Raw genomic sequence first — 13,893 nt, forward strand, 5'->3', positions numbered from 1 at the left:
TTACGGATGCCCCACAACAGCGCGATCCGCACTGACGCTACGCGACGCGCTCAGGTTTGTAAGATTGTGGACACCGCGCATTCATACGTGCGCACTAGCATCGGCAGCACTGTTCAGGCGGTGAATCACGCCTTTTTTCCTGGCGGCGATAGCGCCGTGCCACTTCGCTGCAATCTCTCTTCATTTCTCGCACACGATGAAACGCTTTACCTGCTTGCCGCTCGCGGCTTCCCTCTTCGTCGCTGCAAGTGCGGCGAGTTACGCCGCACCGTCCGCGGAGGCGAGCTATCTCGACGCTCGTCAAATTCCGCTTGGCGTGCTGCTCGCGCCACCTGCCGCCGATGGTTCCGAGCGTCAGCAAGCCGATCTCGATGCCGTGCTGAACGCGCAGCGCAGCCGCACGCCGGAGCAGGTGGCGCGCGCGAAGGCGGACGCCACCAAGTCCGTGTTCCGCTTCGCGGATGTGCTCGGACCGGACTTCAAAGAAGCCGGTCTGCCGAAAACCACTGCGCTGTTCGAAGCCGTCGATCACGATGCCGAGCGGGTCGCAAAAGGCGGCAAGCATGTCTTTAGCCGCGCGCGGCCCTTCATCGCGAGCCGCGACGTGCAACCGATCGTGCCGAAGCGGCCCGGCGACGACTACAACTCGTACCCGAGCGGTCATGCGACCTTCGGCTATCTGTGCGCGATCCTGCTCGCGCAGATGGTCCCCGAGAAGCGCGATGCGCTATTCGCGCGTGGGCGCGAATTCGGCATGAACCGCGTCGTCGACGGCGTCCACTATCCGAGCGATGTCGAAGCGGGTCGCATCGACGGAACGCTCGTCGCGGCGGCGCTGATGGCCAATCCGGATTTTCAGCGCGACTTTGCCGATGCGAAGGCGGAAGTGCGCGCGGCACTGAAGCTCGACTAGTTGCACGTGTGAACGGTTTTCGGCTCCGCGCGGGACGCGTCATGAGGCAGAAACATGGCCATGTCATACTCCGCGCCCGCATAGGCGGCCCCCGCTATTGACGTCGCCGTTCATGCGGCGACGCACGACCACAGGAAACGACGTCCTCTTGGAAAGCAGAGCAGCGATCAACTACCCCGCGGGGCGCAGACCCCGCATTCTCGTCGTCGAAGATGACGAACGTGTGAGGCTCGAAGTCTCCACCGCGCTCGAGGACTACGAATTCGCCGTGGAAAGCGTGCCGAGCGGCCATGCCGGCCTGCTGCGCGCGCTCAACGGCGATTTCGACGCAGTCGTGCTCGACCGGATGCTGCCCGACGTGGATGGTCTGTCCATCCTCTCCACGTTGCGCAACGTCGGCAAAGAGACCCCGGTGCTGATACTGAGCGCGCTTTCGGCGGTCGACGAACGCGTACGCGGCCTGCGCGCCGGCGGCGATGATTACCTGACCAAACCATTCGACAGTCTCGAGTTGACCGCGCGCCTCAATGCGCTGCTGCGCCGCCGCTCTTCTTCTGAGCAACCGCTGGTGCTGAGCGTCGGCGATCTCGTGCTCGATAAGGGCACGCATCAGGTCCGGCGCGCGGGCGAGTCGATCGAGTTGAAGCCCCGCGAGTACCAGTTGCTCAAATACCTGATGCTGCATACGGAGCAGCCGGTGACGCGCGCGATGCTGTTCGAGTCAGTCTGGAATTACCACTTCAATGTGCAGACCAACGTGATCGATATGCACATCGGTCAGCTGCGCCGCAAGATCAGTATGAACGGACGGTTTTCGCTCATGATCCACACGGTTCGAAATGTCGGCTATGTCCTCCGTGCCAGCGAATAGGCGCTGGCCGCGGCTGCCGGCCAACAACGTCACCTGGCCGCTGATGGTGTTCGTCAGTTGCGCGGTCGTGCTGTTCGCCATGCTCTACTGGATGATGCACACGTATCTGCTGCACGAGGTCGATGAACGGCTGCGAGGAGAAGTGGCCGAGTTCAGTTCGATCGGCCGGGCCGAGGCGATTGCCGATATCGCGGCGCTCAGCCGGCGCGACGTCGCGAGCAGCCGACCCTATGGCGTGTTCGATGAGGACGGCCGCTGGCTCGCCGGCAATATCCATGCGTTGCCGACCGAGCGCGAACGCCGGCCGTTCTACTACACGCAGTCGATGGACGACGGACCGCCGTCGCTGGACAGTCATTTCCGCGGCATCATCGTGCCGACGCGTAGCGGTTTGCGGATCGTCGTCGGCCACTCGATCGACGAGATCATTTATTTCGACCATACGCTCGTGAAGATCCTGTGCCTCGGGCTCACGCTGACGATTCTGCTCGCCGTGGGCTGCGGCGCCGCGCTGCACGCGCTGTCGAACCGGCGCATCCGCTCGATGAGTCTGACGGCGCGCGAGATCATGGCGGGCCAACTGGACAGGCGTCTGCCGAGTCGCGGCACGCATCACGATCTCGATCGTCTCGCGGAAATCGTCAACCTGATGCTCGATGAAATCGAGCGGCTCGTGGCCGAAGTCCGCGGCGTGTGCGCGGGCATCGCGCACGATCTGCGCACGCCGATGACGCATCTGCGCGCGGGCCTCGAACGCGCGCGGCGGCGCTCGCATACCGTCGACGACTACACGAGCGCCGTCGACACCGCGATCGCGCAATCGGACGTCGTGCTGAACCGTTTCACCGCGCTATTGAGGATCGCGGAGGTCGAAGCGGATGTCAGACGCGCGAGCTTCTGCGACGTGTCGCTGGACACCATCCTGCGCGACGTCGCGGAGTTGTACGAGCCGGTCGCGGAGAACCGTCGGTTGTCGGTCGCGGTGCTTGCGTCCGAACCAGTTTTCGCGCGCGGCGACGTGGATCTGCTGTTCGGCGCTATCGAGAATCTGCTCGATAACGCGCTGAAGTTCACGCCCGGTGGCGGCGCGGTGACGCTGCAAGCAACGCTCGAAGCGGGAAGGCCCGTCGTGCAGGTCGCGGATACTGGACCCGGTATCGAGGCAGGTGAGCGCGACGCAGTCCTGCGTCCGTTCTATCGCAGCAGAAACGGGCAGCAGGAGGCGGCGACTTCGGGGCATGGCGTCGGCTTGAGTCTCGTGGCCGCGATCGCGCGGGTGCACGAGGCCGTCGTGGAGATTCACGACAACACGCCAGGCTGCAGGATCGTGTTGCGGTTCAATGCGGGATTGCCGGGGCGTTGAGGCGAGACGGCGATTGCTCGCGACGGATTTTACGTTGGAGCGTGCAAGAAAAAACGACCTGCCGGATGGCAGGTCGTTTCTTTTGAATCTACTAACCCGCTCAGGACTTCGGCACGAGGGCGACGCCGCGCAGCGCCTGGCCATACGGCGCGGTCTGCATCACGGTGAAGCCCTGCGTCGAGGTCACCGTCGAACCGCTGATGCTGACCGTGATCTTGACGAGTTGGTTCGAGTCGGCACCTGCATCGAACACGGTGCCGAGGCTGTTGCCGATCGTCGAGGTCACCGCGTAGATCGTGAACGAACCGTCGCTGTTGACCTGGCCCGTGATGTTGCGCAAGCCGTCAGGCGTCGTCGTATAGCTCGCGCCCTTCGTACCGTACGCGCCGGTCGTGTCCGTCACCGTGTAGGCCGTGCCGAGGTTCAGGCCGGTCGTCAGGTTGGCGAGCGGCTTCCACGTGCCGTTCTGGTTCTGATAGACCCACAGGCCGCCGCTGCCGCTCACCTGGTCGCCCGGCGTGCCGTCGCCTTCGTCGGCGACGAACATGATCGACGGATTCGACGCGGGGATCCACATGCCGAACGGATAGACCGTGCCGGTCACCTGGCTAGGCGACGTGAGCGCCGTCAGGTTGGTCGCGAGGGCCGTCGTGAAGCCGGGCACGATCGCCATCGCGGCGTTTTGCGGCAACTTGCCGCCGTTGGCGAGCGCACCGGTCGCGCCGACCTGGTACACGGTGTTCACGCCGTTGCCGCCGCTGCCCTTGGAGACATACATCGTGCCGTCCGGGCCGACGAAGAGGCCGCGCAGGTTGACGTCCTTGCCGGTTTTGTCGGCGGCGGTCGCGGGGGTCGTTGGCAGGCTCGCGATCGAGAATCCGAACTGGTCGCCGGTCGAGCTGCCGCCCGTGATCGAACCCATCGATGCCAGCGAGCACGCCGTTCCCGCCGGTGCGACCGCGTACGTGCCGGTGCCCGTGCCGGACTGGAATGCGCCGATCACTTGCGTGAACGCGCATTGGCTGCCCGGAGCGATGCTTTGCACGCCGGTGTTCATCGTCAGCATGTCGAGCTGGGCCGTCGTCGGCTTCGGATTCTTGCCCGAATTGCCGGCATTGCCGACGATGTAGTACATGCCGTTGGCGAGCACGGCCGCGCGGCTGTTGTTGCCGGCGTACGCGTTGGTGTTCGTGAACGACAGGCTGTTATCGGCGAAATTCAGCTGCGCGACGGTACGGTATGTAGGCGTCGCGATGTCGGTGTTGGTCGTGTCGACCACGCCCGGCGTATTCGAGTTCGAGATATCGGCCTGGTCGATCGACGTGTTGTAGCCGGTGAAGGTCAGCGATTTCTGATCCAGCGACACGTTCAGCGCGAGCTCCGACTTCGAGGCGAAGCTGGTGGCGAAATTCACGTTGCTTTTCGCGGCCTGCGCGGTGATGTCCAGCGTTTGCGACGGGCTCGTCGCGTTCGGTGCCCACTGATCCAGATACGCTTCCGACGTCACGCCGAAGTTGGCGTCGTTCGCGTCGTTGGTGAACACATTCGGAAAGGTGCCCGGCGTGACTGCGGTCACGGGGGCTGCATTGGTGGTCGTGGGCGTCGCGTTATAAGGCAGTGTGCCGCTCAGAGCGAACGCCGGGTCATAGGCTGTGCGCGAGACCAGGAGGTTGCCAGCCGTGTAGTTGCTGGCGGAAGTCGAGGGCGTCGTCGTCGTGGCCGGGGTGCTGCTCGTGGTGCCTTGCGGCGCCGTTGTACTCGTGTTTTGGGTGCTGCCGCCGCAGCCGTAGATGGCGGAGATCAGAACCGCGATCGGAAGCGCCTTCAGGGTGGTTTGCATTCTTTGTGTTTGAGTAGGGTGGGTGAAATTTTTTGAAAGTTGCAGCCGGTATTGCAAGTCGCGAGGCTACAAACCACCCGTGGCACAAACATGAATCGAAAATTACTAAAAAGATAAGAATGCGCTGGCGCGTTGGCGCGATTTCGTTGCGGGATGCATGGTTTTTTGGGGCGGCGTTGGAGGGCGGAGGGCAGTGCCTGAACGGAAGGCTACGTTGAGGCGGACGGGAAGAGGCGGCTCGTTTGCCGCGCGCGTACCTGTTTGCACACGCGGGCAAAGGAAAAAGAAAAGGGCTGACATGCTTTCGCATGTCAGCCCTCGAATCTTTTGGTAGGCCGTACGGGATTCGAACCTGTGACCAACGGATTAAAAGTCCGCTGCTCTACCAGCTGAGCTAACGACCCAAAAGAGAAGCGAAATTATATCGGCGCACCAATGCCCTGTCAACTCTGCAAGACCGTCGCCCAAATTGAAAAGCCCGGGCATCACTACCCGGGCTTTCCAGCGAGAGGCGCGCGTGGCTATCACTTCGGACACTGCGCGTTACTGCAAACTACATCAAAACGTGATCAATCCAACACCACGATCTACTTGATCTGCGACAGCTTGTTCTGGGCCGACTGCGCGACGTCCGAGCCGGCGTATTGCGCGACGATCTGCTCGAGCGTCTTTTTCGCCGCGGCCTTCTGGCCTTGTTCGAGCTGATTGTTCGCGATCGCGAGCAGCGCTTCCGGTGCACGCGGATGCTGCGGATAGTTCTTCACGACACCTTGCCAGACAGTCGTCGAACCCTTGTAGTCGCGCAGTGCATACAGCGCGTTGCCGAGCCAGTATTGCGCGGTCGGCTGATAGGGGCTGTTCGGATATTTGGAGATGAAGCTGCGGAACGATGCCGCCGCGTTCTTGAAGTCGCCGCTGCGGAATTGCTGTGAAGCCGCGTTGAACGCATCGGTTTCACCCGGCTGCACCTCGCCCTGGACGCCGTCCACCGTCTGTTGCTGCGGCTCGAATTTCTTCAGGCGCGTGTCGAGATCGGTGTAGTAGTCCTTCTGCTGCTTTTGCAGCGTCGTGAGCTGGTTCGCCATGTCCTCGTTCTGTCCGCGCAGCGTCGCGACCTGCTGGTTGAGCTGGTCGAGACGGTTGGACTGATCGAGGATCGTGCGTTGCGCCGCCGATAGCTGGCTCGACAGACTATCGGTCTTCGAGCGCAGATCGAGAATGGCCTGGCGGGCCTGATCGTCGTCGAACATGCCCGCATGGGCGGGCACGGCCGTGAGGGCCGTGCCTGCGACGCAGGCCGCTGCGGCAAACCGCAGCCAGGAGAAACGATGCGTCATTCGGCTCATCACCCGTTGACTTACTGTTGATACGCGAGGTCGGCGCGGCGGTTCTGTGCCCACGACGCTTCGTCATGACCCGTTGCCAGCGGCTTTTCCTTGCCGAGGCTCACGGCCTCCATTTGCGAATCCGACACGCCCATCAGCGACAACGAACGACGCACGGCTTCAGCACGCTTCTGGCCGAGTGCGAGGTTGTATTCGCTGGTGCCGCGCTCGTCGGTGTTGCCCTGGATCAGCACGTGACGCTGCGGGTGGCTCTTCAGATATTGCGCGTGTTGTTGCAGCAGCGGTTGATAGTCATCCTTCACCGAGTAGCTGTCGAAGTCGAAGTAGATGCTGCGCTTCGCGAGCGGGCTGTTCGGATCGTTCAGCGGGTCGACGTTGACCGTCGCGACGTCGGTCGGGTTCGGTTGGGCCGAGCCTGCGCCCTTGTTGGCGTTTTCGTCGAGCTTGACGCCCGAGTGACATGCGGCCAGTGCACCGACCATCACGACGGCGAATGCGAAACGAAGTTTGGACATCATTTGATTACTCTCCTTGTGTTATTGCATCAACGTTATTGCATAAACGGGCCCCAGGACGGCTCGCGTACGCTGCCCCCCTGAACGGACAGGACCTGCCGAGTGCGACCGTCGGTCGATACTGCGGCCAACACGCCACGGCCGTTCACCTGAGTGGCGTAAAGAATGTACTGACCGTTCGCCGCGAAGCTCGGCGATTCGTCATGTGTCGTGTCCGTCAGGCCCGTGGCGGATCCGCCTTGCAGGTCCTGGATGTACAGCTTGAATGCACCGCCGACGCGCGAGATGTAGGCAAGCTCCTTGCCGTCAGGACTCACACGCGGGCTGGTGTTGTAGCTGCCCGTAAACGTGACGCGTTGCGCGCCGCCCGCGCTTTCACCTTGCGCCGGCATCTTGTAGATCTGCGGTGCGCCGCCGCGGTCGCTCGTGAAATAGATCCATTGACCGTCAGGAGAGTAGGTCGGCTCGGTGTCGATCGAGCTGCCTTGCGTCAGACGACGCAGACCGCTGCCGTCCGCGTTGACCGCGAAAATCTGCGTATTGCCGGTACGCGACAGCGCGACGGCGAGCGTGCGGCCATCCGGCGACCACGCCGGCGCACTGTTGTTGCCCTTCTGGTCCGATACGACGATGCGCCGGCCCGTGGGCAGGTCGTGGATATAGACGATCGGCTTCTTCTTCTCGAACGACACGTAAGCGACCTTGGTGCCGTCGGGCGACCAGGCCGGCGAGATGATCGGCTCGGGGCTCGACAGCGCGATGTGCGCGTCCTGACCGTCCGAATCCGAGATCTGCAGCTGATAGCGGTTGCCCGACTTGATCACATACGACAGGCGCGTGGCGAACACGCCGCGATTGCCCATCAGCTTGGCGTAAATGTAGTCCGCGACCTTGTGCGCGCTCATGCGCAGACCGCTTTCCGGGCTCACCAGCACGAGGCCGCCGAGGCTTTCGCCCTTGACCGTGTCGTACAGCTTGAAGCGCACTTCGTACTGGCCGTTCGGCAGGCGGTTCACGCTGCCCGCGACGAACGCGTTGGCGCCCTTCGCCTTCCATGCGCCGAGGTCGACGGAATCGGTCTCGGACACCGGCGTCGAGCCTGCGTCGATATTCGTGAATTTGCCGCTGCGTTGCAGATCCTGACGCACGATCGTGCTGACCTGCTGCGGGGAGTTCGCTTCATTGGCGAAATTCGCCGTTGCGATCGGAAACTGAGTGGATCCGACGCCCGTCACGAGGACGTTGAGTTGTGCGTTGGCGGCGCCGCCGACGGCGATCAGGCACGTTGCCACGAGTGTTCGCAGGCCTAGCTTGGTCATCAAACTCATGCTGTATGGGTTCCTCAAAACGGTTTTACTCAATACTCGAAGACAGCAGACAGACCGGAAAACGGCTATTTCGTTCCCGCGCAACGCCGCGCCGGGTGGGGCGCGGCGTTGGCCGCTGGTCGGCTGTCAGCCTGCGCATCAAGCCGCCGGACGCAGCGTGATAGTGAAGTAGTCCGGCGTCTTGCCATTGACGTCCCGAGGCATCGGATCGGAGGCTTTCACCGCCCGCAACGCGGCGGCGTCCCACCCGGCGTTGCCGCTGCTGTGGGTAATGTTTGCGCTCAGCTGATTGCCGTCCGGCGAACAACGCACGGCGATCACGGTCTCGAGACCTTCCGTTTCGCCGCCCCAGTTCACATGCTGAAGCACCAGCCGTCGTACCTTGTCCGCGTAACCCGGCGATGCCGCCGTGCCGCCCGAGCCGCTACCCGTTCCGCTCTTGCCCAGTCCGTTGCTGCTCGAACTGCTGCCGCCCACGCCGCCGGCCAGACCCTGCATCTGCGCAAGCCGCGCGCGACGTTCGTTGTCGAGCTGCTTTTTCGCCTGCGCGGCCGCATCGGCTTGCGCCTTGGCCTTCGCCGCTTTCTCCGCCTCAGCCTTCTTCTGCGCTTCTGCCTGAGCCTGCTTTTGCTGCTGCTCCTGCTGTTCTCTCAGTTGCTGTTGCTTCTGCTGCTCGGCGAGCTGCTGTTGCTTGAGCTTCTCGGCCTGCTGCTGTTGCTGCTGCTGTTGCTGCTGTTGCGCCTGCTGCTGCTTGAGCTTCGCGGCCTTCTGCGCCGCGAGCTGGGCCGCCTGTTCGGCCGCCAGCTGTTGCTGACGCTTCGCTTCCGCTTCCTGCTGCTCTTTCAGCTTCAGCTGGCGCTGCTGTTCGGCCAGTTGGGCCGCGCGAGCCGCTTCCTGCTGCTGGCGCTTCTTTTCCTGCAGCGCGATGTCGGCCTGTTCGTCACGCACGGGCGGAGCAGGGGCGACAGGCGTGGGCGGCGGCGTGACGACGGGACGCGGAATCGCCGAATCCGGCACCTCTGTCCACAGTTCCGCTTGCTCGCCCTCGGGCGTGCTGTTCTGCCATTGGATGCCTTGATACAGGAAGAATCCGAGCAGCGCATGCATCACCAGCGCGAACAGAAAAGCTCGCCCGGTGCCGCGTTCACGCGGCGGCTGAAGCGGGTATTCGGAGTTCTTGCGGATCATTGCGATTTGACGAGCAATCCGACGCGCTTGACGCCCCGAGCCTTCAGCTCGGACATCACGTTCATCACGACTTCGTATTTCACGGTTTTGTCGGCGGCGATCACGACGGGCTGATCGGGGTGCGATTGTGCCCGATCGGCGATGAAACCGTTGAGGCCAGCCTTCGTCATGTCTTCCTGCTGCTGCGCGCCGGAGTCGTCCTTGTACTTGACGCTCATATTGCCGTCCGCGCGGATGTTGACGATGACGGGCGGCGTCTGCTGTTGGGGCGCCGCGCCGCCGACGGTCGGCAGATTGACGATCGACGGCGCGACGAGCGGCGCCGTGACCATGAAGATCACTAGCAGCACGAGCATCACGTCGATGTACGGCACGACGTTGATGTCGGCCATTGCGCGACGCGAGCGCGAGCCGCGCATGCTGGAGGAACGGGAGCCTGCCATCATGGCCTCCTCAGTGTGCCTGGCGCTGCAGGATGTTCGAGAACTCTTCGATGAAGGTTTCGAAACGGATCGCCAGACGATCGATGTCGTGCGCGTAGCGGTTGTAGGCGACCACGGCCGGAATTGCGGCGAACAGGCCGATCGCGGTGGCGGTCAGGGCCTCGGCGATGCCCGGCGCGACGTTCGCGAGCGTGGCCTGCTGCACGTTGGCGAGGCCGCGGAACGCATTCATGATCCCCCACACCGTGCCGAACAGACCGATATACGGGCTGACCGAACCGACCGACGCGAGGAACGCCAGATTCGCTTCGAGCACGTCCATTTCGCGTTGAAACGCCGCGCGCATCGCGCGCCGGGCGCCGTCGAGAATCGCGCCCGAATCGTTCAGGCGCTTCTCTTTGCCCTTCAGGAATTCCCGCATGCCGGACTCGAAAATCCGCTCGAGAGCGCCGATCCTGTGACGGTTGTTCGCGGCGCTCTGATACAGCGCCTGTAGGTCGCCGCCCGACCAGAAATCACGCTCGAAGCGTTCAGTTTGCGCGCGCGCCCGGCGAATCGCAAACCACTTGCGGAAGATGAAAGTCCAGGAGAGTAGCGACAGCAACAGCAGCAGAGCCATGACGGCCTGGGCCAGCAGGCTCGCGTTGAGTACGAGTGAAACGATCGACAGATCTTGTGTAGTGTTCATAAAGGTTCGTTTTAACGTCCCGGGAAGGGGGCGTCCGGCTGCAAGGCCGCTTCAAGCTTGCCGTGGGCAAAACGGAAGCTTCGGCGATATCGAAGCCGAACCATGCTTTGTATTACCTGACCGGTGTGAGTTCACTGGCCCCGTAACAACGAGGCTCAGGGATCGTCCGTTGACATGCCGCCGTCGTTCAGTCAGCGCTCTCGCTAGTGCCCGGCCCGTGCCGCAGCGCGGCGAGAACCGACGGCGGGATCGCGGCTGGCCGCAGCGTCGCGCGGTCCACACAGCCAATCCGGACCGAACCGGCCGCAAGCAGCGTGCCTTCGCGCCATGCTTCCTGCACGAAGTCTACCGAAGCTCGGCCAAGACGCTCGATCCGGCTGATAATTTTCACGATGTCGTCGAGTCGGGCCGGAGCCCGGTAATCGACCGCGGTACTGCGCACGATGAAAATCGCGTCGTTTTCTTCCGCAAGCCGGTGCTGGTCGACGCCGCACGCGCGCAGCCATTCGGTGCGAGCGCGTTCGAAAAACTTCAGGTAATTGGCGTAAAACACGATGCCGCCGGCGTCGGTATCTTCGTAGTACACGCGGATGGGCCACGTATAGCCGATTTCCGTGCCTGGCTGGCTGGTCGACATATTCATGCGGCGCATTCTACCGGAACGCACAACCCGGGGTCTGTTTCGAAGTGTGAGTTGCTTGTGGCGGGCGGCGGCGGCGATAGGAGCTGGCTTTGCCGGCCGGGCCGGGACTGGCGGAGCGGGCTATCGACGTGCCGCAGGAAAAGCCAGCACGATGATGGGCGGTGGCGCGACCAGTGGTAGCGGCGGCCGCCGTCGCCCGCCTTCAAACTCAGCCGCGATGCACGGACAGACCGGCGAACGACTGCGCGACCGGCATCAGCTCGATCGTGTTGATGTTGACGTGGGCTGGGCGCGTGGCGATCCAGTAGATGGAATCGGCGATGTCTTCGGCCGTCAGCGGCTGCACGTTTTCGTACACCTTGGCGGCCTTGTCGTCGTCGCCGCGATAACGCACGTTCGAGAATTCGGTGCCGCCGCACAGTCCCGGTTCGATGTCGGTCACGCGCAGCGCCGTGCCGGCGAGGTCGGCGCGCAGGTTCAGGCTGAACTGGCGCACGAACGCCTTGGTCGCGCCGTACACGTTGCCGCCCGCGTACGGCCAGCGGCCCGCCACCGAACCCAGATTGAAGATATGCCCGCGGTTGCGCTCGACCATGCCGGGCAACAGCGCATGCGTGACCTGCGCGAGGCCCGTGCAATTGGTCTCGATCATGGTGTTCCATTCATCGAGACTTGCCTTGTGAGCCGGCTCGGTGCCGAGCGCGAGGCCGGCGTTGTTGACGAGCACGTCGATCGCGGCGAAGTCCGCCGGCAGCGAGGCGGGCACGGCTTCGACGGCGGCGCGATCGCGCACGTCGAGCTCGTACGGCAGCAGCGCGTCGCCGAGCTCGTCGGCGAGTGCTTGCAGACGGTCCTTGCGGCGTGCAGTGGCGACGACACGATGGCCGCCCTTGACGAACGAGCGGGCGATGGCGGCGCCGAATCCGGCCGACGCTCCTGTGACAAACACGATCATTGCAGTTCCCTGGTCGGTAAGAGACAAAGGCCCAAAGCCTACTTCCAATGGCACGCTGCGGCAAGGATGCACGAGCCGGATCGGCGGCTGCCGCGGCGGCGCGCAACGGGTGCGCGGCGCGACCGGCGCGCTTTCCTCAGATGGTTGCGCAGAGGGGCCGCCAAACCGTCCGGAGGCCCCGCCAGCGGCCGCCGGAGCACCCGCAAGTCGGTTGCCTATTCGGGCCTCTTCCAATACACTAACGCGCTCGACCCTGCGTGACTGGCGATAGAACCGAGTCGTCCGACTCAGCCGATTCAACCAATCGGGTTCAAGGTGGAACAACCCACCGTGAAGCGCAGGGTGCCGTTTTGCCGTTCGCCTGGGCAGCCGTGAACCGCGCGCATTGATCTGCGCTGACGGTGGCTGGCCCGCCTCGCGTGTGCGGCGACTCTCCACTCGCCGCGTCAGGGCAAGCCTCGCCGCCCAAAGCGCTGCGTACCCCGCTGTGTACCCTCTACGCAGGATTCGGCGCACGATCCGGTCAACCTGAAAACACTCAACGGAACCCGTATGTTTGACAGAGCCCAAAGCACCATCGCCAACGTCGATCCTGAACTCTGGAAGGTCATCGAGCAGGAAAACCGCCGTCAGGAAGAGCACATCGAACTGATCGCGTCGGAAAACTACACGAGCCCGGCCGTGATGGCCGCGCAAGGCTCGCAACTCACGAACAAGTACGCCGAAGGGTATCCGGGCAAGCGCTATTACGGCGGCTGTGAATACGTCGACGTTGCCGAGCAGCTGGCGATCGACCGCGTGAAGCAGCTGTTCGGCGCCGAAGCCGCGAACGTGCAGCCGAACTCGGGCTCGCAGGCGAACCAGGGCGTGTTCTTCGCGATGCTCAAGCCGGGCGACACGATCATGGGCATGAGCCTCGCGCACGGCGGCCACCTCACGCACGGCTCGCCGGTCAACATGTCGGGCAAGTGGTTCAACGTGGTCAGCTACGGCTTGAACGAAGCCGAAGACATCGACTACGACGCTGCCGAGAAGCTCGCGCAAGAACACAAGCCGAAGCTGATCGTAGCGGGCGCGTCCGCGTTCGCGCTGCGCATTGATTTCGAACGCATGTCGAAGATCGCGAAGTCGGTCGGCGCGTACTTCATGGTCGACATGGCGCACTACGCCGGTCTCGTCGCCGCGGGCGTTTATCCGAACCCGGTGCCGCACGCCGATTTCGTCACCACCACTACGCACAAGAGCCTGCGCGGCCCGCGCGGCGGCGTGATCCTGATGAAGGCCGAGTTCGAGAAGGCGATCAACTCGGCGATTTTCCCGGGCATCCAGGGCGGTCCGTTGATGCACGTGATCGCCGCGAAGGCCGTCGCGTTCAAGGAAGCGCTTTCGCCGGAATTCAAGGCGTATCAGCAGCAGGTCGTCGAGAACGCGCGTGTGCTTGCTGAAACGCTGGTCAAGCGCGGTCTGCGCATCGTGTCGGGTCGCACCGAAAGCCACGTGATGCTGGTCGACCTGCGCGCGAAGAAGATCACCGGCAAGGCTGCGGAAGCGGCACTCGGCGCGGCACACATCACGGTCAACAAGAACGCGATCCCGAACGATCCGGAAAAGCCGTTCGTGACCTCGGGTATCCGCCTCGGTTCTCCGGCCATGACCACGCGCGGCTTCGGCGTGAAGGAAGCCGAGCGGGTCGGCAACCTGATCGCCGACGTGCTGGACAACCCGGAAGATGCCGCGACGATCGAGCGCGTGAAGGTTCAGGTCGCCGATCTGACCAGGCGCTTTCCGGTTTACGGCTAA

13 protein-coding genes, 1 tRNA gene and 1 riboswitch are annotated in these 13,893 nt (G+C 63.4%); of the genes, 4 read left to right on the plus strand and 10 right to left on the minus strand.

From position 1 onward, the window contains the following. Window positions 1-196 precede the first annotated feature (196 nt). The 3 genes from OKW41_RS43245 to OKW41_RS43255 all read left to right on the plus strand — a co-directional run bounded on the left by OKW41_RS43245 (window position 197) and on the right by OKW41_RS43255 (window position 3,147). Window positions 197-913: an acid phosphatase gene (locus OKW41_RS43245; RefSeq protein WP_429576206.1), complete on the plus strand. Its 717-nt coding sequence runs from the start codon at window positions 197-199 to the stop codon at window positions 911-913. A 148-nt stretch (window positions 914-1,061) separates the two neighbouring features. Then, on the plus strand, window positions 1,062-1,784 hold the full coding sequence (locus OKW41_RS43250; RefSeq protein WP_429576207.1) for a response regulator transcription factor: 723 nt from the start codon (window positions 1,062-1,064) through the stop codon (window positions 1,782-1,784). Continuing rightward, window positions 1,762-3,147, plus strand: a complete 1,386-nt coding sequence (locus OKW41_RS43255) for a sensor histidine kinase (RefSeq protein WP_429576208.1) — start codon at window positions 1,762-1,764, stop codon at window positions 3,145-3,147. Before OKW41_RS43250 ends, OKW41_RS43255 begins: the two co-directional genes overlap by 23 nt. 100 nt (window positions 3,148-3,247) lie before the next feature. Here the strand turns inward: OKW41_RS43255 and OKW41_RS43260 are convergent, their stop codons facing one another. From OKW41_RS43260 to ydfG, 10 genes are all read right to left on the minus strand, one after another. After that, window positions 3,248-4,987 (minus strand): hypothetical protein, encoded by a 1,740-nt coding sequence (locus tag OKW41_RS43260; RefSeq protein ID WP_429576209.1) that lies wholly within the window; start codon window positions 4,985-4,987, stop codon window positions 3,248-3,250. A gap of 328 nt (window positions 4,988-5,315) precedes the next feature. Next, window positions 5,316-5,391, minus strand: a tRNA-Lys gene (locus tag OKW41_RS43265). Between the two features lie 183 nt (window positions 5,392-5,574). Next, entirely contained in the window at window positions 5,575-6,324 is a 750-nt protein-coding gene (gene ybgF, locus OKW41_RS43270) for a tol-pal system protein YbgF (RefSeq protein WP_184034372.1), read from the minus strand. 20 nt (window positions 6,325-6,344) lie between these two features. Then, window positions 6,345-6,851, minus strand: coding sequence for a peptidoglycan-associated lipoprotein Pal (gene pal, locus OKW41_RS43275; protein WP_184067373.1), 507 nt, complete (start codon window positions 6,849-6,851; stop codon window positions 6,345-6,347). Window positions 6,852-6,883: 32 nt separating this feature from the next. After that, window positions 6,884-8,176: a Tol-Pal system beta propeller repeat protein TolB gene (tolB, locus tag OKW41_RS43280; protein WP_184034369.1), complete on the minus strand. Its 1,293-nt coding sequence runs from the start codon at window positions 8,174-8,176 to the stop codon at window positions 6,884-6,886. Between the two features lie 138 nt (window positions 8,177-8,314). After that, window positions 8,315-9,364 (minus strand): cell envelope integrity protein TolA, encoded by a 1,050-nt coding sequence (gene tolA / locus OKW41_RS43285; protein ID WP_429576210.1) that lies wholly within the window; start codon window positions 9,362-9,364, stop codon window positions 8,315-8,317. Then, window positions 9,361-9,807 (minus strand): protein TolR, encoded by a 447-nt coding sequence (gene tolR / locus OKW41_RS43290; RefSeq protein WP_090803169.1) that lies wholly within the window; start codon window positions 9,805-9,807, stop codon window positions 9,361-9,363. The genes tolA and tolR overlap by 4 nt, the downstream gene beginning before the upstream one ends. 10 nt (window positions 9,808-9,817) lie before the next feature. After that, on the minus strand, window positions 9,818-10,495 hold the full coding sequence (tolQ, locus tag OKW41_RS43295; RefSeq protein WP_090803171.1) for a protein TolQ: 678 nt from the start codon (window positions 10,493-10,495) through the stop codon (window positions 9,818-9,820). Window positions 10,496-10,682: 187 nt separating this feature from the next. Beyond that, the gene (ybgC, locus tag OKW41_RS43300; RefSeq protein ID WP_429453053.1) at window positions 10,683-11,147 is read right to left on the minus strand and encodes a tol-pal system-associated acyl-CoA thioesterase; all 465 of its coding nucleotides are present in this window, start codon (window positions 11,145-11,147) and stop codon (window positions 10,683-10,685) included. 199 nt (window positions 11,148-11,346) lie between these two features. Further along, window positions 11,347-12,093 (minus strand): bifunctional NADP-dependent 3-hydroxy acid dehydrogenase/3-hydroxypropionate dehydrogenase YdfG, encoded by a 747-nt coding sequence (gene ydfG / locus OKW41_RS43305; RefSeq protein ID WP_090803174.1) that lies wholly within the window; start codon window positions 12,091-12,093, stop codon window positions 11,347-11,349. A gap of 247 nt (window positions 12,094-12,340) precedes the next feature. After that, a riboswitch (ZMP/ZTP riboswitch) is annotated at window positions 12,341-12,467 on the plus strand. A gap of 178 nt (window positions 12,468-12,645) precedes the next feature. Here ydfG and glyA point away from each other — a divergent pair. Next, the gene (gene glyA / locus OKW41_RS43310) at window positions 12,646-13,893 is read left to right on the plus strand and encodes a serine hydroxymethyltransferase (RefSeq protein WP_429576211.1); all 1,248 of its coding nucleotides are present in this window, start codon (window positions 12,646-12,648) and stop codon (window positions 13,891-13,893) included.

This window comes from Paraburkholderia sp. UCT70, from assembly GCF_050434085.1.
Classification (GTDB): Bacteria; Pseudomonadota; Gammaproteobacteria; order Burkholderiales; family Burkholderiaceae; genus Paraburkholderia; species Paraburkholderia tuberum.